The following is a 23,680-nucleotide window of genomic DNA, read 5'->3' on the forward strand; positions in this document are numbered from 1 at the left end:
TATTTGGTCAGATTGTGGCTTAATTTAAACTCTTTAAATATTCCTTCAAAACTACTATCATTTTTTTGTTGTATTCCATCATGTGATTATCTTTTTCGGAAAAGTAAGAATACTTTGGTTCATTTGCTAATTCATACATTTTTTTACCCATCCAAAATGGCACTATTTTATCTGCTTCTCCATGCATAATCAAAATTGGAGACTTAAAATTTTCAATTTTTTTGTCACTTTCGTATTTATCTTTAAGTAAAAATCTGATTGGAAAATATGGATACACATTTTTTGCTGCATCAACCATAGATGTAAATGGAGATTCTAGTATAATACCTGCAAATTTACGGTTTTGAGCAACATGAGTTACAATTCCAGTACCTAATGACTCACCATACAGAACAATGTCACTATCTTTAAGTCCTTTTTTTTTTAACCAATTAATTGCACTCTCACCATCTTCATATAATCCTTTTTCTGATGGTTTGCCTAAGTTGCCACTAAATCCTCTCCAGGAAATGATTAGAAAGTTTATATTCATTTCTTTGAAATGATTAATTTTATGTATTCTATTTTCTAATGTTCCTGCATTGCCATGAAAGAAAACCAGAGTTTTAAAATTTATAAGATCTTTTTCATGAAACCATCCAAGTAATTCAATATTATCACCTGTCTCAACCTTTACTTTTTCTATTTTAACTTTTAATTCATCGCCAGAATAGTTATTTTCTTTTGGATGATATAATAAATTTCGTTGAAATATAAATATAATAAAAAGTAAAGAAAAGTAAGCTATTGGTATAATTAAAATTAACTTCAATAAATACTCTTTAAGTTTTTTTTTCATATTTATTTTTTTTTTAACTAAATAAACACCACCAAAAACTAAGGCTGTTCCTAGATAGTGATAATATTCAAGCTGTTCATTAAAAAATAAAACTCCATAAATGGCACTATAAACTGTAAAGATATAAAGTGTAAAACCTGTTATGGAGGCCCCAAGTTTTTTTTGTGCCATGGTATATAATGTAAAAGCTATTATTCCTGGGGAAATAGCAGCAAATAAAACCCAAATGAAAAAGTCTTCATTAAAAATTGTTTTAACAAAAAAAATTTCTTCAATCAAATAAAATGGAAATAAACTAACTACACCAAAAAATGCGATCAATGTAAATCGATCAAAAATTTTTAAATTTGTTTTCCAATAAAATAAATAAATTGAATAAAGGGCCCAGCCTATTGCAGAAGCTAACATCCAGAGGTCACCAATTGTAAATTTTAAGCTAATTAATAAAGATAAGTCACCTTTAATAATAATAGCAAAAACCCCAACTAAACAAGAAACTAGACCTACAATTCTTAAAAAATTTATTTTCTCTTTAAAAAAAATGCTTGAAATTAAAATTATAAATATTGGTGATGAGGAATATATAATTCCCATGTTTGTAACTGTTGTTGTTTGGCCTGCTAAAAATGGAAAGGCACCACAAACACCACACCCCATTGACCCAATAAAGAATATTCTTTTGTATTCTTGTTTTACAAATTTAAAGTTTTTTTTAAGAGAACTATAGGTAAAAGGTAATAATATTAAAAATACAGCAGTCCACCGCCAAAATGCTAGAGAAATTGGAGGCACATATTCAACTCCACCTCTTGCAACGATTAGATTGCTTGCCATAAAAATAGGTTGAATGAAAAGTAATAAAAAAGGTAAATAATTATTCTTTAAATTATTCACTAAAAATTTGATTTATTTTTTATCGAAATAAGCTTCGTAAATCATCATTCCAATTGCTAAAGCCATTAAGATATATACGGGTAACACGTCCCAAAAACCAATCATAGAAGATCTAGTTAAGGTTGTTGCAAGTCCAATAAGAAATATTGTTGCAAGACACGATCCTAAAAATGTTGATATTTTATTTAGCATATTTTTTACAATTTTTTTCTAACCAATTAGCTACACCAAGAAACCTTAGGTCATCTAACTTGTCTCCAACTAATTGAATTCCTAATGGTAAATTATTTGCACCGATAAGTAAAGGTAATGAGATAGACGGCAAACCCATATATGTCCAAATAGTTGAGAATTCTGGGCTACCTGTGCTCTTTAAACCCTTTGGAGCAACCCCAGACGATGACGGAGTTAATACTCCATGAAAATCTTCAAAAACCTCTTTATAGGACTCGTAGCTTCTTTTCATAAAGTCTATTGCTTCAGCATATTCTTTTGCTGAGTATTTTAGTCCTCTTTCAATTGCACTAACCATCTCTTTAGAAAGAAATTTTTTAGATTTTTTATAATAACCTTGAAAATTATTTGCCATATCAGTTTCATGAATTATTTTATGATATTTTGGAATGTCATCAAAATAAGATGGGGTATCAAAAACCTCAATATTTTTACTAAAAGTTTTTATAAAGAAATCAAAAGATTTTTGGGACTCTTTATCAATATTTTTCCAATTTTTAGTTTTGTAAAAAATAAACTTTGGCTCATATATTGGACCCTTTTTACAAACATTTAACATTTCATCTGCAGCATAATGAATAGTTGATGGATCATATAAATCTTTTTTAATTAATGATTTTGCAAACAAAGCAACATCTTCAACCGTTTTTCCAAAAACTCCGATGTGATCTAATTTATCAGACTGCCTCATAACTCCACTTCTTGAAATTAATCCATAAGAAGGCTTATAGCCTACAACCCCACAGTAAGAAGCGGGCCTAATAACTGAGCCGTTAGTTTGGGTTCCAATTGATAGGGGCGCCATATGTGCTGCAATGACAGCTGCTGAACCACTTGATGATCCCCCTGGCGTTCTTGTGTTGTCGTGTGGATTGGTAGTTTTTCCAGGATGGAAATATGCAAGTTCTGTAGTTACAGTTTTACCCATCACTATCGCTCCTTCAATCTTAAGTAAATTAACTACCTCTGAATCTTGTGAGCTAGGCATTTTTTTTCTTAAGGGAGAACCACATTCAGTAGGCATTTCAAATGTACCAATTATATCTTTAACCGCAATTGGTAAGCCATGTAATGAGCCTAGTGGTTTACCTGATTTTCTATACTCATCTGCCTCTACAGCTTTTTCTAAAAGCTTTTTTTTATCAAAATATTGCCATGCCTTTACATCTTTTTCAAATTTTTCAATTCTCTCAATATATTGTGTACAAACTTCAACTGAAGATAATTGGCCTGATTTTAAATGTTCAGCCAATTTGTTGGCTGTGAGTGTAAAAATATTTAACATTTGGTTTGTCTAATTTGCAAATAACGTTTCTGGCAACCATAAGGCAATACCTGGAAACATATACATAAGAAACATAGCAAATATTACTATGCCCAAGAATGGCATAATGCCTGCAAATATTTCCATCAATTCAACATTTTTCTTTTGAACACCCTTTAAATAATAAGCTGACATTGCCATTGGAGGAGTTAAGAAAGATGTTTGTAAATTAAGAGCAATTAACATTGCAAAGAAATATGGATTAACATCAAATACTTCTAGAAGCGGTAAAAATATTGGAACAAATATAATTAAGATTTCAGTCCATTCTAACGGCCATCCTAAAAGAAAAATAATAATTTGTGTAATAATTAAAAATTGCCATGTATTTATATTTATTGATGTAAAGAAATGTTCAAAAATTTCATGACCACCTAGATAAGAAAATACAGAAGAAAAAGTCCAAGAACCAATAAATAACCACATAATCATAGCTGTAGTTTTTGCAGTTAGAAAAACAGACTCTTTAAAACTTTGCCATTTAAGTGTTTTGTAAAACCAAGATAACAATATAGCACCAAATGCTCCTGCTGCTGCGGCCTCTGCTGGAGTTGCTATACCTGCTAAGATTGTTCCAAGAACCAACATAATTAATCCAAAAAGAGGGACGAAAGAAACTAATACTTCTTTTAAAATTTCAGCTCGTGGTGGAATATCTTCTGCTCTTGGCTTAGGTGCAATTGATGGTTGGAGCCAAGCTCTACCCACTGCGTAAGCTATATAAAGTCCCGCAAGTAAAAGTCCTGGAAAAATTGCTGCCGCAAATAATCTCAAAGGAGATAACTGGGCTATTACTGAATAAACAATTAACATAATACTAGGTGGTATTAAAATACCCAAACATCCACCCGCACAAATTACTCCTGAAGCAAATTTTTTATCATATCCTGCTTTAACCATCGCAGGCCAAGCAAGTAGACCCATTAAGGTTACAACTGCACCAATAATTCCTGTTGCTGTAGAAAACAAAGTACATGTTATTAGAGCAGCTACTGCCATTGAAGCTGGTATTCTATGAGCCGCAAGTCTTATTGCAAAAAATAATTTTGCTACAATGCCAGCTCTTTCAACTAAATATCCCATGAATAAAAACAGTGGTACAGCGGTGAGCACGTTATTATCCATAACGGTGTATGTGTTTTTTACAAATAAAGAAAATATCCTATTATCAAATACATGATCCATTAAAGCGGGATCGTAATAAGCATAATATCCAAAACCTATTCCCATAGCCATTAAAGTGAAGGCAATTGGAAAACCTAATAGCACCGCAAATAAAAATAACCCCATCATGAAGATGGCAACTTCTGGATTTGTTAAACTAAATAACATCTTTTTGATCCTCGTCTTGTGCTGTTCTCATTAAAATTTGCTCTGTCTCTTCAGCAACAACCATTCTTGCTGGCCAATGTCCAGTTTTAATACAAATAATTGCTCTAAATACTTCAGCTATTCCCTGAATAACCAAAAATACTCCCGCGGCAGGTATTAAAGATTTTACCATATAAATATTAATTTGCGCCGGGCTACTCCAACTAGTCTCTTTTATCTTCCAAGCAAGTGCAGCATATTCATAACCATAAAATGCTAAAGATACGACACCAGGAAAAAAGAAAATAAAATAAAGTACTAAATCAATATAGCCTTGTGTTCTTGGTTTAAATAATCTGTAAATTACGTCTCCTCTAACATGAGATTCAGTTGCTAAACAATAAGCACCTGACATCATTAATATTGCACCATACATCTGCATGCTAAAGTCAAAATTCCAAAGTGTTGGCTTATTAAATACATAGGCCATCATAACTTCATAGCAAGTTCCACCCATCAAAATAACTATACACCAAGAAAAAGCCTTACCTATTGAGGTGCTTAACGTGTCAGCTAATTTTATGTAGGCTCTCATCATGATTTGAATAGGATACTCTAATTTTGTTAAAAACTGTACTATAAAAAAAGGGGGCCGAAACCCCCTTCTTAAATTATTAAAAAGTTAATTAGATTTTAACTTTTCCAATTGGTCCAAACTCATTTTCATAAGCTAGTTTGTAATTAGGCTGATTCATCAGCAAGTACTTCATTACTTTCTTAGCGTATGCTTTTTGAGAGTCTACCACTTTTTTGAAGAATGCATCTTTTCCAGAGAATTCTCCAACAACTTTATCCCAACCTTTTAACTGTTCAGCTAAAATGGCATCAGATGTTTGGTAAACGTTAACCTTATGTGTGTTCATCAAATCAGCTAAACTGTCAGAGTATCTAACAAGTGCTTTGAAGTAGTTATCTGAGTTAGCAGCATAAGCAGCGTTCTTCAAGATAGCTTGATGAGCAGGTGAAAGGCTTTTCAGTCTCTTAGTGTTCATAGGAATTTCAAACATCTCTTGAGATTGATGGAAACTTCCTAAGTGATAGTGTTTAGAGACATCTTGCATTCCAAACTGTGAGTCTGATGTTGGGTTGTTAAACTCAGCAGCATCAATCAAACCAGTTTTCATTGCTGGTTGGATCTCACCACCTGGTAATTGTCTTACGACCATTCCCATAGCAGTTAAAACGTTAGTCGCTAGACCAACTGTTCTATACTTCATACCTTTAACATCAGATACTTTAGTTACGTTCTTTTTGAACCAACCAAAAGGTTGTGCTGGCATAGGCATATGAAAGAATCCAGTGTAGTTATATCCAACACTAGCTACTGCTTCTTCATATAATTTTCTTCCTCCACCATACTCCATCCATCCCATAACTTCTTGAGATGACATTCCGTATGAAGGACCAGTTCCAAAAAGTGAAGCTGCAGCGTTTTTACCATACCAATATGCAGTCACCCAGTGACCCATATCAACGATTCCATCGCTTACCGCTGCTCCGATTTCTGAAGTTTTAACAATTGCGTTTACAGGCTGAAGATCAATTTTAAGTGATCCACCTGACATATCGCTAACCATGTTACAGTAGTCTTGCGCCATTTCAAAAAAAATGTTTGCGCCTGAAGGCCAAGCTGCTTGCATCTTTAATGTAACGTGTCCGTCTGCAGTTGCTATATTAGGCATTGCAACAGCTGTTGCGGCTACAGCACCTGCTTTAGCAGCAGTCTTAAAGAACTTACGTCTTGAAGAATTTGAGCTCTTCAATGATTTTTTTTCTTTACTCATTATTTCTCCTTTGATTATTTGTTAATTAACTGGCGATATCTTAATCACATTCGTGATCAGAGTCTAAAGAATAGTATACTTTGAACGGCTCTATAAAATTATGTTTTATGATAAAAAAATCTTCTTGCGACAATAACAGTACAACTTAAAATTGTATTAAATTAACTTGATAACAAAAAATTAATTTACTTTATTTTTACAGTTTCCTGTTATGAAAAACTCATCAATATTATCTATTGCTAGATTGGCCATAGCAATTCTTGTGTGCTTAGTGGCACTACCAAGGTGAGGCAAAATAAAAACACTTTTAATCTTCAGATAGCCTGGATTTAAATTTGGTTCACCCTTATAAACATCAAGTCCTGCTGCATAAATTTTTCTTCTATTTAATGCATCTATTAAAGCTTCATCTTCAACAATATCTCCACGAGCTACATTTGTTATAACTGCACCTGTTGGAAAATATTCTAATGTTTCTTTATTAATTAAATTTTCTGTTTCTTTTGTTGCGGGACAACAAATTGACAATACATCTGAAACTCCAAAAAGACTTTTAATGCTATCATGATAAATCGCACCCTGTTCTTTTTCGTCACTTAGTTTTGATCTGTTGTGATAATGAATAATCATTCCTAAAGATTTTGCAATTTTTGCAATCTTTTGACCTATTCTCCCCATTCCTAAAATTCCAAGCCTCGTACCAGTTAACTGTTTTCCTATCAAATAATCTGCAGACCATTTCCAGCTACTTTCTTTTGCAGCCTGAATGCCCTCTGGAACTCTTCTACATGCTCCAAGTATTAATAAAATTCCAATCTCAGCTGTGGCATCAGATAAAACCTCTGGTGTATTAGTTACAGCTATTCCTCTTTTTTTGGCTGCTTCTAAATCAATATTTCCAAAACCAACTGCAAAATTAGAAATTATCTTAATACTATCTGGCAGTTTGTTTATAGTTTCTTCATCCATCTTATCAGTTAAAGAAGTTAGGATTGCATCTTGTCCTTTACTCAATTCAATTAGTTTTGATTGAGAGTATAATTCATCATTGCTATTAAATTTTGCATCAAATATTTTTGATGCTTTATCTTCAGACTCTTTTAATAACCTTCTTGTAATTATAATTTTTTTCATAGTTAATTTTTTTGTAATATTTTTGGTTTTGGACCGCCAGTATACCAATCTAATATCTCAATGGTATGTAAAATTGGAGTTTTCGTTCCATTAGAAATTTGAGTAATACAACCAATATTTCCAGTTGATATAAAATCAGGTTTTAAACTTTCAATATTTTTTACTTTTTTACTTAATAATTCTTTTGCAATTTCAGTCTGCAAAATATTATAAGTACCAGCAGATCCGCAACAGATGTGTCCTTCTGGAATTTCCATAATTTCATTATTTGTTTTTGAAAGTAATGACATGGGTTGACTGTGTACTTTTTGTCCATGTTGCATTGAACAAGCTGAATGATAGGCAATTTTATACTTCTTTTCTTTAGAGTTAAAATTTAATTTTAAATTTGTATTTAAATATTCAGTGACATCTTTGGTTAAATCAGAAATTACTTTAGCTTTCTTTTTCATATTTTCATCATCTCTAAAAATGAAACCATAGTCTTTCATGGTAGTTCCACATCCAGAAGTATTAGATAAAATAGCGTCTAAATTTCCTTTTTGATGTTCGTCAAACCAAGTATTGATATTATTTATAAAATCCTGGTGAGCATCATCTTCTTTTCCTAAGTGGTGATTTAAAGAACCACAACATCTAATTTTTTTAGGAACAATTACTTCAACTCCATGTCTATTTAAGAGTCTAATCGTGGCCTCATTAATTTGAGGAGAAATTTCTTTCTGCACACAACCAGTTAAAAGCGCAACTCTTGCAACTTTCTTATTTTTAGCAACGGGATAAATTTCTTTTTGTTTTAAGGTTTTTTTAGGAAAACTTGTTGGCATCAAGTTCATCATATCTTTTATTTTTAATGGCATTAAAAATTGAAAAGGTTTAGCTAATTTAACCATATAACTTGCTAATCTAAAGTATCCAGTATTCGGTAACACTACTGATAAAAAGTTCCTAATTGTTCTATCAAAAAAAGATCTTTCATAGTTTTTTTCAATATATTTTTTACCATGATCAATGATGTGCATATAATTTACTCCAGCGGGACAAGTGGTCATGCAGCTATAGCAAGACAAACATCTATCTATGTGTTTTACCGTTTTTGCTGTTGGTTTTTTTTGATTTTCCAACATATCCTTAATTAAATAAATTCTTCCCCGAGGCCCATCTAATTCATCACCAAATATTTGATGAGTTGGACAAGTTGCATTACAAAAACCACAGTGAACACACTTTTTAAAAATTTTTTCTGTTGCCGTATTATCACTGTCTTTTAATTGTTTTTCAGTAAAGTTTGTTTGCATTAAATTCCTCTGTACATTTTTCCCGGATTAAAAATTCTTTTAGGATCAAAACTTTTTTTGATCTTTTCTGATATTAAAAGTCTTGTATCATCTACTGTAAAAATTGTTTCTTCGTAATCATATTCTTCCGATGTTTTTATGATAGTTAAATAACCACCTAATTCCTTGGTTAATTTTTTAATATCACTTACCTTAGAGTTCTTCTTTGATTGAACCTCTATCCAATATAATGAGCCACACCAATCAATGTAATATTTATACTTATTGCCTAGGAATTGCATCAACTTAGGGCCTTTTGAAGGGGGCACTACTACTCTTAAGAGGTTATTTTTTGTTTGTTTAAATATCTCAAGATTGTTTATTTTTTTCCAAAATGGTATTGATTGATGAACATCCAAAATTATTGTATTCAAATTACTAAGCTCAAGTTCAATTGTTAAAGCTTTTAATTTTTCTTCTATTGAGATTTTATCTCCTTCTATTCTTAACGCTAAAAATGATCCTTTATATTTTAAATCATTAAATTTAAAAACCATTTCTTTATTTTGGTCATAATTTTCGTCTTTGGGTTCTTCAGGAATATAAACAGCTCCTGAGACTTCGCTACTTGAGCCAGAAATTTTTTCGAATAAATCTTTAACTAATTTTTTATCATCAGTATAAATTGTAATTGTATTTGATAATTTTTTTTTAGGTAAAACCTTTAATGTTATTTCAGTTAATGCTACTAAAGTTCCAAAAGATCCTGTAACTAGCTTTGATAAATCATAACCAGTAACATTTTTTACAACTGTTCCGCCTGATTTAATTATATCTCCCTTACCATTTACACCTCTAAAACCTAATATATGATCTCTTAAACTTCCGACTTTAAATCTTCGAGAGCCAGCAAAATTACAAGCTAAATGACCTGCTATAGTGCCCTTGTTTGATTTTCCATTTTCAATAAATCCAAAATCAATAGGCTCAAAAGCCAATTCTTGATTATTTTTTTCTAACTCCTTTTCAACTGACTCTAATGTCGTGTTAGCTTTAACTTTAATATAAAGTTCTTCAGGCAAATACTCAATTACACCTGACAATTTAGACATAGATAGTTTTTTTGCAGATTGTATTCTGTTACCAATAAAATTTTTTGAGCCTGTGCCAATTATTTCTGTTGGTTGGTTTTTTTTATAAAGCTCCTGAACTAGATTTGAAACTTGCAGCTCATCTTCTGGATAATAGATGTTGTTAGAATCTTGGAAGATCTGGGAATTTTTCTTCATTTCTGTGGACATGTACCCTTCCTTCCTCTGCACATTTTCTTAATATTGGATAAACCTTTCCAGGATTTAACAAATTTTTTTCATCTAACGATTTTTTAATATCTAATTGTTGTTGAATATCTGTATTATTAAACATCTCACACATTAGTTCTCTTTTTTCAATTCCGACCCCATGTTCTCCAGTTATAACTCCTCCTAACCTTACACAGGCTTTTAGTATTTCAGCTCCAAATTCTTCAGTTTTTCTTAATTGTTCTTTATCACCCCCATCAAACATTATTAACGGGTGTAAATTTCCGTCTCCCGCATGAAAACAATTTGCTACTGGCAACTCATATTTTTCAGAAAGTTTTTTTATTTCAAGTAAAGCTTCTGCTAGTTTTCCTCTTGGTATGGATCCGTCCATACAGTAATAATCTGGTGCCATAGCTCCACATGCTGGAAATGCTGCTTTTCTACCTGCCCAAAATGATAGTCTTTCTTTTTCATTTTTGCTAAATTTTAAACTTGAGCAATTATTTTTTTCGCAAATAGTTCTTACTTGTTTTAATAATTCATCTACTTCAGACTCAGTTCCATCTAATTCTACAATTAATAAAAGCTCTGCATCTCTTGGGTAACCTGCTTTACTAAAATTATCTGTTGCCTCTATTAAAGCTTTATCCATTATTTCCATGCCTGCCGGAACAATTCCACTTGAAATTATTTCTGATGCTGCATTTCCACCTTCTTCAATTGTTGGAAATCCTATTAACGCTGCTTTAACTACTTGAGGATTTTTTAAAATTTTAACTGTCACTTCAGTAATCACTCCTAATAATCCTTCTGAACCACAAATTAATCCCATCAAATCATATCCTTCTTGATCAAGAGTTTTTCCACCAACTCTACAAACCGTTCCATCCATCATTACCATTTCAACACCTAAAATATTATTAGTTGTTGTTCCATATTTTAAAGAGTGAACACCTCCTGAATTTTCAGCAACATTACCACCTATTGAACATGCAAGCTGACTTGATGGATCTGGTGCATAGTAAAAATTTTTATGTTGGACAGCATGAGTAATTCCTAGATTTGTTACACCAGGTTGGGTTACTACACATTTATTTTCAAAATCAATTTCTATAATTTTATTAAATTTCCCAAGACTTAATAAAATTGCATCATTTAAAGGTAGTGCACCACCTGAAAGGCCAGTGCCAGCTCCCCTTGGTACAACTTTAATATTTTCTTTGTAACAAAACTTTAAAATGTTACTTACTTCTTCAGTATTTTCTGGCATCACAACAGCAAGTGGTGTCTGCGTATAAGCCGCTAATGCATCAGTTTCATATGGCTTAACGTCATCAGCATGACTTAAAACATTTTCTGGATTTATAATTTTTGCAAGATTTTTAAAGATATATTCTTTTTTATTTATCGTTGCTTTATCTATCTTTGGCAGAACTAATTCACTCATTAGTCTTAGCCTAGCATTTTTTTGATATTTTCCAATGCGTTAGATATGTTATCTTGTGAGGCTGCAAAGCTAAATCTTACGTAATCTTGGCAAGTTTTACCAAAAGCTGTTCCTGGAACTATTGCTACTCCTGCTTCATGCATACATTTTTTTGCAAATTCTGAACCATTCATTCCCGTTCCAATTACCTTTGGAAATGCATAAAAAGCTCCTCCTGGAAGGCTACATTCTATACCTGGCAAACTATTTAAACCTTCATGAATTAGTTTTCTTCTCTGTGTAAACTTTACCATCATTTCATTAATTGAATCATCTGGACCATCCAATGCTGCAATTCCTGCAAATTGAGCTGCTGCATTTACACACGATACACTATTAATTAAAAGCTTATTAACATGTGGAATTAATTCCTTGGGCCAAAAACTCCATCCTAGTCTCCATCCCGTCATCGAATATGCTTTACTCCAACCTTCTAATACAATCAGTCTTTCTCTTAACTCTGGATAATTAAAAAATGAAGGCATTTCTTTATTATCAAAAATCTGTCTACTGTAAATTTCATCACTTAATATAGTTACGTGTGGATGTTTTTTAAGACCTTCAGCCAATACATCAATATCCGCTTTTTCCACAAAGCTACCCGTTGGATTGTTTGGGTTAATTAATACTAACAATCTAGTTTTATCAGTGATTAGTGATAAAATTTTTTCTGGATTAAATTTAAGATCCTTATCTTCAGTTAAATCATAAGGTACAGATGTTGATCCAGTATAATTAATCATCGACTCATATATTGGAAAGGCAGGTGTAGGGTGAATTATTTCAGCACCTGGTTCTCCAAAACATTGAATGGCATAACTCATCGTAGGTTTTCCACCTGGCATGATTAAAATTCTTTCAAAATCTACATCAACACTATAACGTTTTTTAATCCATCTTGTTACAGCTTGTCTACATTCTGGAATACCGTTGGACATTACATATCCGTGGTGACCATCATCTAAAGCTTTTTTTGCAGCATCTACTACGTGTTGGGGTGTTTTAAAATCAGGCTGACCTAACCCTAAATGAATCATTGGATTTCCTTTAGCCTCTAAAGCCTTAGCTTCAGCCAAAACACTAAATGCAGACTCAGTTCCTAATCTCTCTAAATTTTTTGCTAATTTCATAATAATTTAATTCTAATATTAATATTTTATAATTTAATTTATTTTTTTTATATATACTTATGATAAGTAATAACTATTTTCTATAGATTAATTTTGACGCATCTAATTCTTTCAGGGTCTTACAGCCCATTAATACCATATTCCTATTAATTTCATCATGCATGTTTTGCAATAGACGTTCAACACCTGCTTGACCTCCTGCACTTAATGCAAATAAAAACATTTTTCCAAAACTACAAGCTGTTGCACCAGCTGCTAAAGCTTTTAAAACATGAGTTCCACGTCTTACTCCACCATCTAATATGATCTCTAATTTATCTCCAACAGCCTCTCGAATTGCACTAACTTGGTCAAAAGGTGACCTTGAACCATCTAGTTGTCTACCGCCATGGTTTGAAATCATAATTGCTGAGCATCCTATATCTATAGCTTTTTTTGCATCCTCGACTGACATCACGCCCTTAAGTGCAAATGGACCATTCCATTTTTTCACACAATATTCAGCGTCTTTCCAATTCATAGCTGGATCATATTGTTCATTAATATATTCAATTACAGACTTTGAAATATTGGTACCTTTGTCTGTTTTGTTTTTAACATTAGATAATTCAAATTTTTTATGAGTAAAATAATTAAATACCCACTCAGGCCTCATTGCAAAACTAATTAAACTTTGAAGGGTAAGTTTTGGAGGAGTGGTAAATCCAGTTCTATGATCTTTTTCTCTATTTCCAGCCACTAAAGTATCTACTGTTAAACACATGCCGTCAAAGCCAGAGGTTTTACATCTATCAATTAAATCATTCGTTATTGATTGATCCTTATGAACATAAAGTTGGAACAATTTTGGACCATTTGAGATTTCTGCAATTTCTTCAATTGTATTATTGGCCATGGTGGACATACTATAAAAAGTACCAAATTTTTCAGCAGCTCTAGCAGATGCTTTGTCTCCATCATGATGATAAAGTCTTTGCATTGCAGTTGGAGAAAGAAAGATAGGCATATTAATTTTTTTACCAAAAACTGTAACCGAAAGATCGGGCTTTCCGACGCTTGCAAGTATGTTAGGAATTAAATCACAATCATTAAATGACTCAGTGTTTCTTCGTAAAGTTTGTTCATCATCTGCTCCACCATCGATATAGTGAAAAATTGGTGAAGGTAATCTTTTTTTTGCTAATTTTCTAAAGTCACTAAAATTATGACAATTTTTTAAATTCATAAATGGAAATTTAAAAATTTTTTAGAAGATTAAGCATATAGCTATTTGCGCCAGGATTTTTATCTCCTAAACTTGCATTTGATATATGATTATATGACATTCCTAAATTAGTACTATCTGAAAGCGTGTAAGATAGTTGTATTTCAGTTTTAAACTCTAAAGCATGTCCTAAGTCTTTTCCATCACCTTCATGATAAATTCCTGGGGCAAAACTTGGTGTAAATTTAATTTTGTTACCAATTGCATAGTTCCACTCTACACCTGTATATACATAAGCTGCTGAATTTTCAGTTATGAACCCTCCAGTTATAGGAGATGCATTCCCAAGAAAAGTATTTCTCTCTAAATTTTCATTTTGATGTTGGAATCCAAAGAGTATAGCTTTTTGCTTATTATCACTGAAATCAAAATTACCAGTATAAAAATTATATTGATGTTCACTAACATTTTCTTCTGCATTTATAGAAAAAGAAAATAGTACAAAAATTACTGCTGGAAAAATTTTTATGTATATATTTTTATTCATTTTTTTTTTGAATTTTTTTAACTATTATCGCACCACCTAATAAAAATAACAACAAGGGTAATAACCACAATATATAAGTATTTTTATTTAATTGTGGCTCATAAACTATCCAATCGCCATACTTTTCTATTAAAAAACTGTAAATAGAGTCTTCTTTTGCCCCTTCATTAATCTTTTTATCAACAATTAATTTTATACTAGATGCAAATTCTGACTCAGAGTCGTATACAGACTGACCCTGACAAATCAAACAACGGATATTTTTTAATATTTTATTTTTTAAGATATCGCTTTTTTCATCAGATTTTAAATCTGAAAAATTTGTAATTAATAAAAGTATTATAAATATCCTAAAAATTTTCATTTAATCATTAACTTAATTTTATTTACAGCTTCCTGGTCAATTGGGCCAATAAATTTCTTTATTATTTTTTTATTTTTATCTATTAAAAAGGTTTCCGGGACACCGAAAGCACCAAATTCAACACCTAAAGTACCATCTTTATCAATTAAAATTCTTGAATAGGGATTGCCAAATTCATCAATAAATTTTTTTGCATTATTAAAACTATCCCTATAATTTAAACCAATTAGTTTAACTGAATGATTTCCATTTAATTGCATTAACAGAGGGTGCTCTACTCTACAAGGCACACACCAAGATGCCCAAATATTTACAATATAATAAGTATTATCTCTAAAAATTTCATCTGAACTAACAGTTTTTCTTGAAAAGAAATCTACTGCATTAAAAATTGGAATATCTTTTTTAATGCTAGTTTTGGGTACATAAGTATTTGGATTATTCAATCCTTTATATAAAATTATAAAACAAAAACTTAAAACTACGCCTGTAATTAATATAGTTATATTTTTTTTCATATCCTAGTTTTAAATAAACCTATCGTTCCACCAAGACCTAATAAAAAAACAGAAATCCAAATCCATACCATAAATGGTTTTGATTGATATCTAACATTAAAATATTCATTACCTTTAACAAGATTCATTACTATAAATTTATCTTCCAATAATGTTGTTTTTATATCTGCCTCACTAGTAACCATTAAAGGTTGATTATAAACTCTTATCTCTGGTTCTAATTCAACAACGTTTCCCTCCAGATCTTTAATTTCAAAAAAAGCAACAATTGAATTAAAATTACTCTCTCTTCTTTCTTCAATCTTTTTAAAAAAAATTTCTTCTTTTCCAAATTTAAATTTTTCACCTATCTTCATATTGGTAATCACCTCTGATGATAAGATGCCATTAAATAAAATACTCAATATCAATAAACTAAAACCAAAGTGGGCAATTGTTTGTGAACTATTATTTAATTTTTTAGTCAAAAGTTCTTTAAGAGTTGTGAAGAAAAGAAAAAAAGCAGCTGATAACAAAAGAGTATAGAAAAGAATATTTGTTGTTAGATTTTTGATTATAAAAAATGTTAAAATTATTGAAATTATAAATATTATAATTATTGAATATTTTTTTTCTATTTTTGACTTGATCCATTTAAGTCTTGGGCCCAAGGCCATAAATAATAAAAAGGGTATTAAAAATGGAGCTATGAGTTTGTGATAAAATGGAGGTCCTACAGAAATTTTTTCTGATGAAATAACATCTAAAAAAATTGGATAAACTGTACCTATTAAAACAACAGACAAAAAGTACATCATAAACCAATTATTTATTAAAATAGATGTTTCTCTACTAAGCCAAAAAAAATTATTTTGATTACCATTATTATCTTTATGAAAAATAAAAAATACACCCAAAGATAAGATTATTAAAACAAACAAGAAGATTAATATAAAAATTCCCCTTGCTGGGTCGTTTGCAAAAGTATGCACAGAATTTAGTAAGCCAGATCTGACTAAAAATGTTCCACACATACTTAAGGTGAATGTTGTAATAGATAACACAACTACCCATGATGTTAATGTGGCTCTTCTTTCTAATACCGCAATACAATGTAGAAGAGCTGTTAACGATAACCAGGGCATTAAAGAAACATTCTCAACAGGGTCCCAAAACCAAAAACCTCCCCAGCCTAATTCATAATAGGCCCAAATTGAACCCAACATAATTCCTAATGATAAAAAAATCCAAGATATTAAAACCCATTTTTTTATGTGCTGTGCCCATTCTTTAGAAATATAATTTTGAGCAACTGCTGCCAGTGAGGCTGAAAATATTATAGAGGCACCAACATATCCTAAGTATAAAATTGGAGGATGTATTGCTAATGCCGGATCTTGCAATATTGGATTAAGACCAAGGCCTTCTTTAGGAATTGGAAATAAATAATTAAACGGATTTGAGGTAGTTAATACAAATAAAAAAAATCCAATAATTATAATTTGTTGAAATAGTAAAGTTAAAATTCTATATTTTTTTGGTTGTGAATTTGATTTTAATAAAAATAGAAAAATAAATAAAGTTAGAACTAATAACCATAATAACAAACTACCTTCATGATTACCCCAGGTTCCAGAAATTTTATAAAATAATGGTTTGGTTGTATGTGAGTTATTAAAAACTGTCTCATTGCTAAAATCTGAATTTATAAAAGATAAAATTAAACTAAAAAAACTTATAATCACAAAAGTTAACTGAAGGAAAGTTAAGATTATTATGTTTGCATTAAGTTTTTTATTTACTTTATTAAAGTCTTGGATGGCTATTGTGCAGAGTGAAAATGAAAATAACAATCCAAGTATTAACGAATAATAACCTATTTGATTAGCAAGCAATTTATTTAACTCCTAAAGCTTCTTTGACTTCTGGTGGCATATAATTCTCATCATGTTTTGCCAAAATTTTTGTTGCAGAAAAATAATTTTTGTCTTTTAAAAAACCCTCAGCAACTACTCCTTTTCCTTCAGCAAATAAATTTGGTACGGCACCAGAATAAGTGACGTTAATTTCATTTTTAAAATCAGTAATGATAAAATTAACTTCATTAGAATTGATAACTACAGATTTTTCTTTAACCATACCCCCTACTCTTATCTTTTTGCTCTCTATTTCTATTAGAGAATTTATTTCAGATGGAGATTGAAAATATATAACGTTCTCTTTTAATGATTGTAGAATTAGAAAAACAGTTAAAATTACAGTTGCTAGAAGCAATACTAAGAATAAAAATCGTAATTTAACCTTTTTACCATACATGGTTTATTAGTTAAATATTTGATATATTGGATAATATTTCGTTATTGATAGTTTGTTGTTTAGCAGCTTTAGCTTTTTCAATACTTAGGGAACCAAACTTTTTTGCAAATCTTTTTTGTTCTTTTGAAAGTTGCAATTTGATCACAAAATATAAAGTTGTAAAACTAGTCAATGTAAATGCAAATGCTGACCATACATAAGCTCCGTACCCATTCATTGAAATTATTTCTATTATCATAATCTATCTAATCCTTTATTTTTAAGTTTTATCAGTTCCGTATTATATTTCATCAAAAAAATGAGTAATGAAAAAAGAGCAAATGCCGCAGTCATTAAGCCTAAAGGTATTAGCATTGATGAGTGAATTGCTGTGTTAGTTGTTATGATATTTATTGATGCCGGTTGATGGAGTGTATTCCACCAATCAACTGAATATTTAATAACTGGAACATTAACTACTCCTATGATTGCAATTATAGAAGTTATTTTAACTACTTCTTCTTTGTCCTCATATATCCTCCATGCCAATAAATACATTCCATAAAATAAAGCTAACACTAGCATAGATGTTATTCTTGCATCCCATGCCCACCAAGTTCCCCATGTTGGTTTGCCCCAAATAGAACCAGTAACTAATGCTACAATATTAAAAACAAAGCCTGATGGTGCCAAGCTTTTTGCAATTAATGCAAAATTCTTATTTTTAAAAATAAAGCTTCCAATAGATAATAAAGTTAAACTTGAAAATATTCCAAGTGATATCCATGCTGCAGGGACATGTACATACATAATTCTTACAGAGTCACTTTGTTTATAATCTTCGGGTGAAAGAATGAGTGCTTCTATTAAGCCAATTGTTAAAACAACGATAAATAGAAATAGAACATATTTTGGTGCCTTCGAAGTTATTGCAAAAATCTTATTAGGTTCAAAATATCTAAACATTTTAAAATTATATATTAAAAGAAGTTAAATTAATTCTTATTTGGAAAAGTTAATCTGATCAAGAGTGATGAGGGAGATAATGATTACTAAGAGGTATTAGTATAACACTCTTGACCAGAATATAGTTTAATATAGGCTCAATCTGTGTCTGAGGTTTGAGTAAAATGTGTTAAAAAAAAGATTTAATTAGATGGCTTAAAGTAACTAGAACCCTTTTTTCCAGAAAATATCTCTTCAATTAATGGATGTTTAATTGGATCCTCTGAATCATCCATAAGTAGATTTTGTTCTGATACATATGCTTCGTAGGTAATCTCATCATTTTCAGCTAGTAAATGATAAAAAGGCTGATCTTTTCTTGGACGTACATTTTTAGGAATTGACTGATACCATTCTTCAGAATTATTAAACTCAAAATCAACATCATATATCACACCCCTAAACTCAAAGTGTTTGTGTTTAACAATATCACCTATTGAAAATTTTGCTTTTTGAATTGCCATTATTATTAATATGGGGGTTTAAAAACAAAAATCAATAAAAAAAATATAATTGTTTTTTTATTATGTTAATATGTCTCAAGTGAATAAATCTTTTCTTAAATTTGCAACAGACTTTGGGCCTTTAGCTATATTTTTTTTCTATTATTATAATAATGATAAGAATTTATCAGTTGCCATACCACCACTTATAGTTGCAACTCTAGTTGCATTAGCAGTTGTTTGGGTTTTTGAAAAAAAAATACCCATGATGCCTTTGTTGAGTGGTATTTTAATTACACTCTTTGGTGGTCTTACCATTTATTTTAATGATCCAATTTTTGTTTACATAAAACCAACAATTATAAATATTTTATTTGCTCTTGGTTTGTTTTTTGGAAAATACTTTACAAAAGAACCTGTTCTTAAGAAAATTATGGGTAAGTCTATTTCTTTAACTGATATTGGTTGGGAAATTTTAAATAGAAGATGGATGTATTTTTTCTTTGGTCTTGCATTGTTAAATGAATATATTTGGAGAACACAAACTGAAGAGTTTTGGGTTAATTTTAAGGTTTGGGGAATGCTACCAATAACTATTATTTTTACGGCCTTTCAAATATCTATAATTAATAAGTATAAGCTTGATGAATAGAAACTTAAAATTAGTCATCAATAATCCTCATAATCAGATAACAGAGAGCCAATTTTTTGAAAAGAATGAGCTTAAAGTTATTTTAGATTTATATGCCAAAATGGTCTCGGAAGGAACTTGGAAAGATTATGGTTTAAGCATTTCAAGCAGACAGGTAAGTTTCAGTGTTTTTAAAAATGCTACCGAAAATGCTTTATACAAAATTTGTAAAAATTTTAAACCTAACAGTAAAAATCTGAAATATTTAATCACTGACTCTAATGGGAAAATTTTAAAAAATTCCTTTGATCTAGAAATATTACTTAAAAATACTAATTGGAAAAATCTTAAAAAGTAAAAACTATCTTCTTTGTCCAAATAATCTCAGTAACATTATAAATAAATTTATAAAGTCTAAGTATAGAGTTAAGGCGCCCATCACAGCTTTTTTACCCATTAACTCTCCTGTATCACTTGAAACAAACATGTTTTTAATTTTTTGGGTATCATAAGCAGTAAGTCCCACAAAAATTAAAACACCTAAGATTGAAATAACAAAATCCATCATGGAAGATTTCATAAACATATTAACAACTGATGCCACAATAATACCTATTAATCCCATCATTAAAAATGATCCTAATTTTGTAAGGTCTCTTTTAGTTGTGTAGCCGTAAATACTCATTGCTCCAAAAGTAATTGAAGTAATAAAGAAAACTCTAGTAATACTCGCTCCTGTATAAACTAGAAATATTGAAGATAAAGAAAGACCCATCAATGAGGCAAAAACCCAAAAAGTTGTTTGGGCACTTGCTGCCGACATTTTGTTGATTCTAGCACTCATGTAAAAAACAACTCCAAGAGGAGCTAACATTACAACCCATTTAAAACCTGATAAAAAAATTGTATTTCCCAAGCTTGTTAAAGCAACAATTGATCCATTCGCGTCTGTTACTACTGAAAGTTTAAAAAATATTAAAGAAACTAATCCAGTTAATAAAATACCAGATGCCATGTAGTTATAGACTTTTAACATGTAGGCTCTTAGGCCCTCATCCATCACTACTGTTGATTGTTGAGCTTCTTTAACTTTATTTAGTATATTTTGTTTATTGAATTCCATTCCATATATATAAAGGCTTTTACTATTATTTCAAGATACCTTATTAAGGATTAAATTAATATGAACTACAAAAAACTAGGAAATACTGATTTAAAGGTTAGCACAATTTGTCTAGGGACAATGACTTGGGGAGAGCAAAATACTCAGGAAGAAGGTTTTGAGCAGATGGATTATGCATTAGATCAAGGAGTAAATTTTTGGGATACGGCGGAGCTTTATTCGGTTCCACCAAAAGAAGAAACCTACGGTCATACAGAAATTATAATTGGTAACTGGTTTAAAAAAACAAACAAAAGAGACAAAGTCATTTTAGCAACTAAAGTTGCTGGTCCTATGCGAGCCTACTTAAGAGGAGGTGGTAATAATTATGGAATAAAAAAAATGACTGAAGCTGTTAACGATAGCTTAAAAAGATTGCAAACTGATTATATTGATCTCTATCAGCTACATTGGCCTGAAAGAAATACCAATATGTTTGGAAGATTGGGCTATGAACACAAAGATAATGGTGAATGGAATAAATTTGAAGATGTCTTGGGCAATTTACAAAAGTTTGTAGATGCGGGGAAAATTAGAGAAATTGGTTTATCTAATGAAACACCATGGGGTGTAACAAAATTTTTAGAGCTAGCAAAAGAAAAAGGTCTTCCAAGAATGATGTCTGTTCAAAACCCTTACAATTTATTAAATAGAACTTATGAGATTGGACTTGCTGAGATTTCAATAAGAGATGAGATTGGTCTATTAGCTTATTCTCCACTAGCAAGTGGATACTTAACTGGAAAGTACAGAAACAACCAATTGCCAAAAAACTCTAGAATTGAAAGAGATGGTAATTTTTGGACTCGATATGAAAAACCAAATACAAAAAAAGCAGTTGATGCGTACTATGAAATTTCAAAAAAACATAACCTAAACTTAACTCAAATGTCACTTAAATTTTGTGAAATACAACCTTTTATGACAAGTGTAATTATTGGGGCAACAACCATGGAGCAGTTGAAAACTGATATAGAAAGTGTAAATATAAATTTAACTGATGAAGTAATTAAAGAAATAAATGAAATACAAACTATTTACCCTAACCCATGTCCATAATTAAAAATTTTATAATCATAATCTTTGTTGCTACTTTTATCAGTCAAGTTAATGCTGAAGAAGTAAAAAAAATGGGTACACATAAAGATTGGGAAACATATGTAATAAACTCGGACACAGGTAAAGTGTGTTTTGCTCAATCTAAGCCGGTTCTCCAATCACCTAAGGCGAACCCTAGAGAAGCACGATTATTTATTAGCTTTAGACCCGGAGAAAAAATAACCAATGAGATAAGTGTTACTGGTGGCTATGAATTTAATAATAAAAATACGGTAACAGCAACTTCAGGAAAAAACATATATAAATTTGATCTTATTCAAGAAGGATTTGCTTGGATGTCAGACCAAGATAATAAATTAGAAAAAAAAATGATCAAAACAATGAAAAGAGGATCTAGGATAATGATTAAAGGTTATACTCAGAATGGATCTTCAACTATTGATCATTATTCACTATTGGGTTTCACTAAGGCATACAATGCTACTATAGCAAATTGCAGCTAAGTAGATGAAACCTAAAAAAAAAATTGTACTCGCATATTCTGGTGGGCTAGACACATCTATTATATTAAAATGGCTTCAAGAAAACTATGACGCAGAGGTTATTTGTTATACCGCAGATATTGGGCAAGAAATTGATAGAAAAAAAATTATAAAAAATGCCAAAAGACTAGGTGTTAGAAATATCATTATTGAAGATTTAAAAGATATTTTTGTAAAAGATTATGTTTTTCCAATGATAAGAGGACATGCAATTTATGAAGGTGTTTATTTGTTGGGTACATCAATTGCTCGACCTTTAATTGCAAAACGTCAAATTGCTGCTGCTAAAAAATTTAGAGCTTATGCTGTTTCACATGGATCAACTGGTAAAGGAAATGACCAAGTAAGATTTGAATTGGGTTACCATTACTTTGGTCCAAAAGTTAAAATTATTGCACCGTGGAGAATTTGGAAATTAAATTCTAGAACAGATTTAATTAAATATGCAAAAAAAAATAATATTCCAATTCCAACAGATAAAAAAGGTGCTCCTCCTTTTTCTATTGATGATAATTTATATCACACATCAACTGAAGGTAAGGTTTTAGAAAACCCAAAAAATTCAGCTCCTGAATTTCTTTTTCAAAGAACAGTGTCCCCTGAAAAAGCACCTAATAAACCTTCTTTTGTAACTATAGGATTTAAAAATGGAGACCCTGTAACAATTAATGGTAAAAAATTATCGCCTGGAAATTTGTTAAAAAAACTTAACGATGTTGCTGGCAAAAATGCAGTGGGTAGAGTTGATTTAGTTGAGAACAGATTTATTGGGATTAAATCTAGAGGTGTTTATGAAACGCCTGGTGGAACACTATTAATGTTAGCACATAGAGCAATTGAGTCTGTTACTTTAGATAAAGAAACTATGCATAAAAAAGATGAGATTATGCCTAAATATGCAGAACTTATTTACAATGGTTATTGGTACTCAAAAGCAAGATTTAAACTTCAAAAAATTGTCGACCTTAAAAAGCAAAAAGTTAATGGCGCTGTTAAACTTAAATTATACAAAGGTAATATCACCATAATGTCTAGACAGACAAAAAGTAATGCTTACTCAATGAAAAAAGTTTCTTTTGAAGAAAATAAAACCTTTAATAAATCAAACGTAGAAAGATTTATTAACCTTCATAAACAAAAACTTCATTCATAAAT

The 23,680-nt window shown here is 30.7% G+C and carries 26 protein-coding genes; 5 read left to right on the plus strand and 21 right to left on the minus strand.

Annotated features, from left to right (window positions below; translation table 11 throughout):
- Positions 1-19: 19 nt before the first annotated feature.
- The 20 genes from AC5SLO_RS05945 to hspQ form a co-directional block, all read right to left on the minus strand.
- Positions 20-1,732 (minus strand): alpha/beta fold hydrolase, encoded by a 1,713-nt coding sequence (locus AC5SLO_RS05945; RefSeq protein WP_494573052.1) that lies wholly within the window; start codon positions 1,730-1,732, stop codon positions 20-22.
- A 12-nt stretch (positions 1,733-1,744) separates the two neighbouring features.
- On the minus strand, positions 1,745-1,924 hold the full coding sequence (locus AC5SLO_RS05950) for a hypothetical protein (RefSeq protein ID WP_494573053.1): 180 nt from the start codon (positions 1,922-1,924) through the stop codon (positions 1,745-1,747).
- On the minus strand, positions 1,914-3,251 hold the full coding sequence (locus AC5SLO_RS05955; protein ID WP_494573054.1) for an amidase: 1,338 nt from the start codon (positions 3,249-3,251) through the stop codon (positions 1,914-1,916). The genes AC5SLO_RS05950 and AC5SLO_RS05955 overlap by 11 nt, the downstream gene beginning before the upstream one ends.
- 9 nt (positions 3,252-3,260) lie before the next feature.
- Entirely contained in the window at positions 3,261-4,622 is a 1,362-nt protein-coding gene (locus AC5SLO_RS05960) for a TRAP transporter large permease (protein ID WP_494573055.1), read from the minus strand.
- Positions 4,612-5,196, minus strand: a complete 585-nt coding sequence (locus tag AC5SLO_RS05965; RefSeq protein ID WP_011281580.1) for a TRAP transporter small permease subunit — start codon at positions 5,194-5,196, stop codon at positions 4,612-4,614. Before AC5SLO_RS05965 ends, AC5SLO_RS05960 begins: the two co-directional genes overlap by 11 nt.
- 91 nt (positions 5,197-5,287) lie before the next feature.
- On the minus strand, positions 5,288-6,445 hold the full coding sequence (locus tag AC5SLO_RS05970; protein WP_494573056.1) for a TRAP transporter substrate-binding protein: 1,158 nt from the start codon (positions 6,443-6,445) through the stop codon (positions 5,288-5,290).
- Between the two features lie 180 nt (positions 6,446-6,625).
- Positions 6,626-7,579, minus strand: coding sequence for a 2-hydroxyacid dehydrogenase (locus tag AC5SLO_RS05975; RefSeq protein ID WP_494573057.1), 954 nt, complete (start codon positions 7,577-7,579; stop codon positions 6,626-6,628).
- A 2-nt stretch (positions 7,580-7,581) separates the two neighbouring features.
- Entirely contained in the window at positions 7,582-8,877 is a 1,296-nt protein-coding gene (glcF, locus tag AC5SLO_RS05980; RefSeq protein ID WP_494573058.1) for a glycolate oxidase subunit GlcF, read from the minus strand.
- Entirely contained in the window at positions 8,877-10,145 is a 1,269-nt protein-coding gene (locus AC5SLO_RS05985; RefSeq protein WP_494573059.1) for an FAD-binding protein, read from the minus strand. Before AC5SLO_RS05985 ends, glcF begins: the two co-directional genes overlap by 1 nt.
- Positions 10,111-11,607 (minus strand): FAD-linked oxidase C-terminal domain-containing protein, encoded by a 1,497-nt coding sequence (locus tag AC5SLO_RS05990; protein WP_494573060.1) that lies wholly within the window; start codon positions 11,605-11,607, stop codon positions 10,111-10,113. The genes AC5SLO_RS05985 and AC5SLO_RS05990 overlap by 35 nt, the downstream gene beginning before the upstream one ends.
- A gap of 5 nt (positions 11,608-11,612) precedes the next feature.
- Positions 11,613-12,776 (minus strand): pyridoxal phosphate-dependent aminotransferase, encoded by a 1,164-nt coding sequence (locus AC5SLO_RS05995; protein ID WP_494573061.1) that lies wholly within the window; start codon positions 12,774-12,776, stop codon positions 11,613-11,615.
- A gap of 73 nt (positions 12,777-12,849) precedes the next feature.
- Entirely contained in the window at positions 12,850-14,001 is a 1,152-nt protein-coding gene (locus AC5SLO_RS06000; protein ID WP_494573062.1) for an alpha-hydroxy acid oxidase, read from the minus strand.
- Between the two features lie 10 nt (positions 14,002-14,011).
- A complete protein-coding gene (locus AC5SLO_RS06005) occupies positions 14,012-14,527 on the minus strand; it encodes an acyloxyacyl hydrolase (RefSeq protein WP_494573063.1) in 516 nt (171 codons plus the stop codon).
- The gene (locus AC5SLO_RS06010) at positions 14,520-14,891 is read right to left on the minus strand and encodes a cytochrome c-type biogenesis protein (RefSeq protein ID WP_494573064.1); all 372 of its coding nucleotides are present in this window, start codon (positions 14,889-14,891) and stop codon (positions 14,520-14,522) included. Before AC5SLO_RS06010 ends, AC5SLO_RS06005 begins: the two co-directional genes overlap by 8 nt.
- Positions 14,888-15,409: a DsbE family thiol:disulfide interchange protein gene (locus tag AC5SLO_RS06015; RefSeq protein WP_494573065.1), complete on the minus strand. Its 522-nt coding sequence runs from the start codon at positions 15,407-15,409 to the stop codon at positions 14,888-14,890. The genes AC5SLO_RS06010 and AC5SLO_RS06015 overlap by 4 nt, the downstream gene beginning before the upstream one ends.
- Positions 15,406-17,283 carry a heme lyase CcmF/NrfE family subunit gene (locus tag AC5SLO_RS06020; protein ID WP_494573066.1) on the minus strand — a complete coding sequence of 626 codons (1,878 nt, stop codon included), beginning with the start codon at positions 17,281-17,283 and terminating at the stop codon, positions 15,406-15,408. The genes AC5SLO_RS06015 and AC5SLO_RS06020 overlap by 4 nt, the downstream gene beginning before the upstream one ends.
- Before the next feature lies 1 nt (position 17,284).
- Positions 17,285-17,704 (minus strand): cytochrome c maturation protein CcmE, encoded by a 420-nt coding sequence (gene ccmE, locus AC5SLO_RS06025; protein WP_494573067.1) that lies wholly within the window; start codon positions 17,702-17,704, stop codon positions 17,285-17,287.
- Positions 17,705-17,714: 10 nt separating this feature from the next.
- On the minus strand, positions 17,715-17,942 hold the full coding sequence (locus AC5SLO_RS06030; protein ID WP_494573068.1) for a heme exporter protein CcmD: 228 nt from the start codon (positions 17,940-17,942) through the stop codon (positions 17,715-17,717).
- Positions 17,939-18,649 (minus strand): heme ABC transporter permease CcmC, encoded by a 711-nt coding sequence (gene ccmC, locus AC5SLO_RS06035; RefSeq protein WP_271516470.1) that lies wholly within the window; start codon positions 18,647-18,649, stop codon positions 17,939-17,941. Before ccmC ends, AC5SLO_RS06030 begins: the two co-directional genes overlap by 4 nt.
- A 182-nt stretch (positions 18,650-18,831) precedes the next feature.
- A complete protein-coding gene (gene hspQ, locus AC5SLO_RS06040; protein WP_271516469.1) occupies positions 18,832-19,152 on the minus strand; it encodes a heat shock protein HspQ in 321 nt (106 codons plus the stop codon).
- Between the two features lie 79 nt (positions 19,153-19,231).
- On the opposite strand from hspQ, the gene AC5SLO_RS06045 reads away from it, so the two are divergent.
- On the plus strand, positions 19,232-19,783 hold the full coding sequence (locus tag AC5SLO_RS06045; protein ID WP_494573069.1) for a septation protein A: 552 nt from the start codon (positions 19,232-19,234) through the stop codon (positions 19,781-19,783).
- On the plus strand, positions 19,776-20,120 hold the full coding sequence (locus AC5SLO_RS06050; RefSeq protein ID WP_494573070.1) for a DUF2794 domain-containing protein: 345 nt from the start codon (positions 19,776-19,778) through the stop codon (positions 20,118-20,120). The genes AC5SLO_RS06045 and AC5SLO_RS06050 overlap by 8 nt, the downstream gene beginning before the upstream one ends.
- Before the next feature lie 3 nt (positions 20,121-20,123).
- On the opposite strand, the gene AC5SLO_RS06055 is transcribed toward AC5SLO_RS06050, so the two are convergent.
- Entirely contained in the window at positions 20,124-20,885 is a 762-nt protein-coding gene (locus AC5SLO_RS06055) for a Bax inhibitor-1/YccA family protein (protein ID WP_271516464.1), read from the minus strand.
- Positions 20,886-20,945: 60 nt separating this feature from the next.
- Between AC5SLO_RS06055 and AC5SLO_RS06060 the strand changes: the two genes are divergently transcribed.
- The 3 genes from AC5SLO_RS06060 to AC5SLO_RS06070 are packed head-to-tail and all read left to right on the plus strand — an operon-like array spanning position 20,946 to position 23,678.
- Positions 20,946-21,983 (plus strand): aldo/keto reductase, encoded by a 1,038-nt coding sequence (locus tag AC5SLO_RS06060; RefSeq protein ID WP_494573071.1) that lies wholly within the window; start codon positions 20,946-20,948, stop codon positions 21,981-21,983.
- On the plus strand, positions 21,974-22,486 hold the full coding sequence (locus tag AC5SLO_RS06065; RefSeq protein WP_494573072.1) for an invasion associated locus B family protein: 513 nt from the start codon (positions 21,974-21,976) through the stop codon (positions 22,484-22,486). The genes AC5SLO_RS06060 and AC5SLO_RS06065 overlap by 10 nt, the downstream gene beginning before the upstream one ends.
- Before the next feature lie 4 nt (positions 22,487-22,490).
- Complete coding sequence (locus tag AC5SLO_RS06070; RefSeq protein WP_494573073.1) at positions 22,491-23,678, plus strand: argininosuccinate synthase; 1,188 nt, start codon at positions 22,491-22,493, stop codon at positions 23,676-23,678.
- Positions 23,679-23,680: the final 2 nt, after the last annotated feature.

The sequence above is a fragment of the Candidatus Pelagibacter sp. PS_44 genome (genome assembly GCF_059417735.1).

Bases quoted from the DNA above. Each gene is read 5' to 3' on its own strand.
- AC5SLO_RS06030 (WP_494573068.1), bottom strand. From the start codon at position 17,942: ATGATAATAGAAATAATTTCAATGAATGGGTACGGAGCTTATGTATGG.
- AC5SLO_RS06015 (WP_494573065.1), bottom strand. From the start codon at position 15,409: ATGAAAAAAAATATAACTATATTAATTACAGGCGTAGTTTTAAGTTTT.
- AC5SLO_RS05960 (WP_494573055.1), bottom strand. From the start codon at position 4,622: ATGTTATTTAGTTTAACAAATCCAGAAGTTGCCATCTTCATGATGGGG.
- hspQ (WP_271516469.1), bottom strand. From the start codon at position 19,152: ATGGCAATTCAAAAAGCAAAATTTTCAATAGGTGATATTGTTAAACAC.
- AC5SLO_RS05970 (WP_494573056.1), bottom strand. From the start codon at position 6,445: ATGAGTAAAGAAAAAAAATCATTGAAGAGCTCAAATTCTTCAAGACGT.
- AC5SLO_RS05995 (WP_494573061.1), bottom strand. From the start codon at position 12,776: ATGAAATTAGCAAAAAATTTAGAGAGATTAGGAACTGAGTCTGCATTT.
- AC5SLO_RS06065 (WP_494573072.1), top strand. From the start codon at position 21,974: ATGTCCATAATTAAAAATTTTATAATCATAATCTTTGTTGCTACTTTT.
- AC5SLO_RS05990 (WP_494573060.1), bottom strand. From the start codon at position 11,607: ATGAGTGAATTAGTTCTGCCAAAGATAGATAAAGCAACGATAAATAAA.
- AC5SLO_RS06000 (WP_494573062.1), bottom strand. From the start codon at position 14,001: ATGAATTTAAAAAATTGTCATAATTTTAGTGACTTTAGAAAATTAGCA.
- AC5SLO_RS05985 (WP_494573059.1), bottom strand. From the start codon at position 10,145: ATGAAGAAAAATTCCCAGATCTTCCAAGATTCTAACAACATCTATTAT.
- AC5SLO_RS06010 (WP_494573064.1), bottom strand. From the start codon at position 14,891: ATGAAAATTTTTAGGATATTTATAATACTTTTATTAATTACAAATTTT.
- ccmE (WP_494573067.1), bottom strand. From the start codon at position 17,704: ATGTATGGTAAAAAGGTTAAATTACGATTTTTATTCTTAGTATTGCTT.
- AC5SLO_RS06055 (WP_271516464.1), bottom strand. From the start codon at position 20,885: ATGGAATTCAATAAACAAAATATACTAAATAAAGTTAAAGAAGCTCAA.
- ccmC (WP_271516470.1), bottom strand. From the start codon at position 18,649: ATGTTTAGATATTTTGAACCTAATAAGATTTTTGCAATAACTTCGAAG.
- AC5SLO_RS05975 (WP_494573057.1), bottom strand. From the start codon at position 7,579: ATGAAAAAAATTATAATTACAAGAAGGTTATTAAAAGAGTCTGAAGAT.
- AC5SLO_RS05955 (WP_494573054.1), bottom strand. From the start codon at position 3,251: ATGTTAAATATTTTTACACTCACAGCCAACAAATTGGCTGAACATTTA.
- AC5SLO_RS06070 (WP_494573073.1), top strand. From the start codon at position 22,491: ATGAAACCTAAAAAAAAAATTGTACTCGCATATTCTGGTGGGCTAGAC.
- AC5SLO_RS05950 (WP_494573053.1), bottom strand. From the start codon at position 1,924: ATGCTAAATAAAATATCAACATTTTTAGGATCGTGTCTTGCAACAATA.
- AC5SLO_RS06005 (WP_494573063.1), bottom strand. From the start codon at position 14,527: ATGAATAAAAATATATACATAAAAATTTTTCCAGCAGTAATTTTTGTA.
- glcF (WP_494573058.1), bottom strand. From the start codon at position 8,877: ATGCAAACAAACTTTACTGAAAAACAATTAAAAGACAGTGATAATACG.
- AC5SLO_RS06060 (WP_494573071.1), top strand. From the start codon at position 20,946: ATGAACTACAAAAAACTAGGAAATACTGATTTAAAGGTTAGCACAATT.
- AC5SLO_RS06050 (WP_494573070.1), top strand. From the start codon at position 19,776: ATGAATAGAAACTTAAAATTAGTCATCAATAATCCTCATAATCAGATA.
- AC5SLO_RS05965 (WP_011281580.1), bottom strand. From the start codon at position 5,196: ATGAGAGCCTACATAAAATTAGCTGACACGTTAAGCACCTCAATAGGT.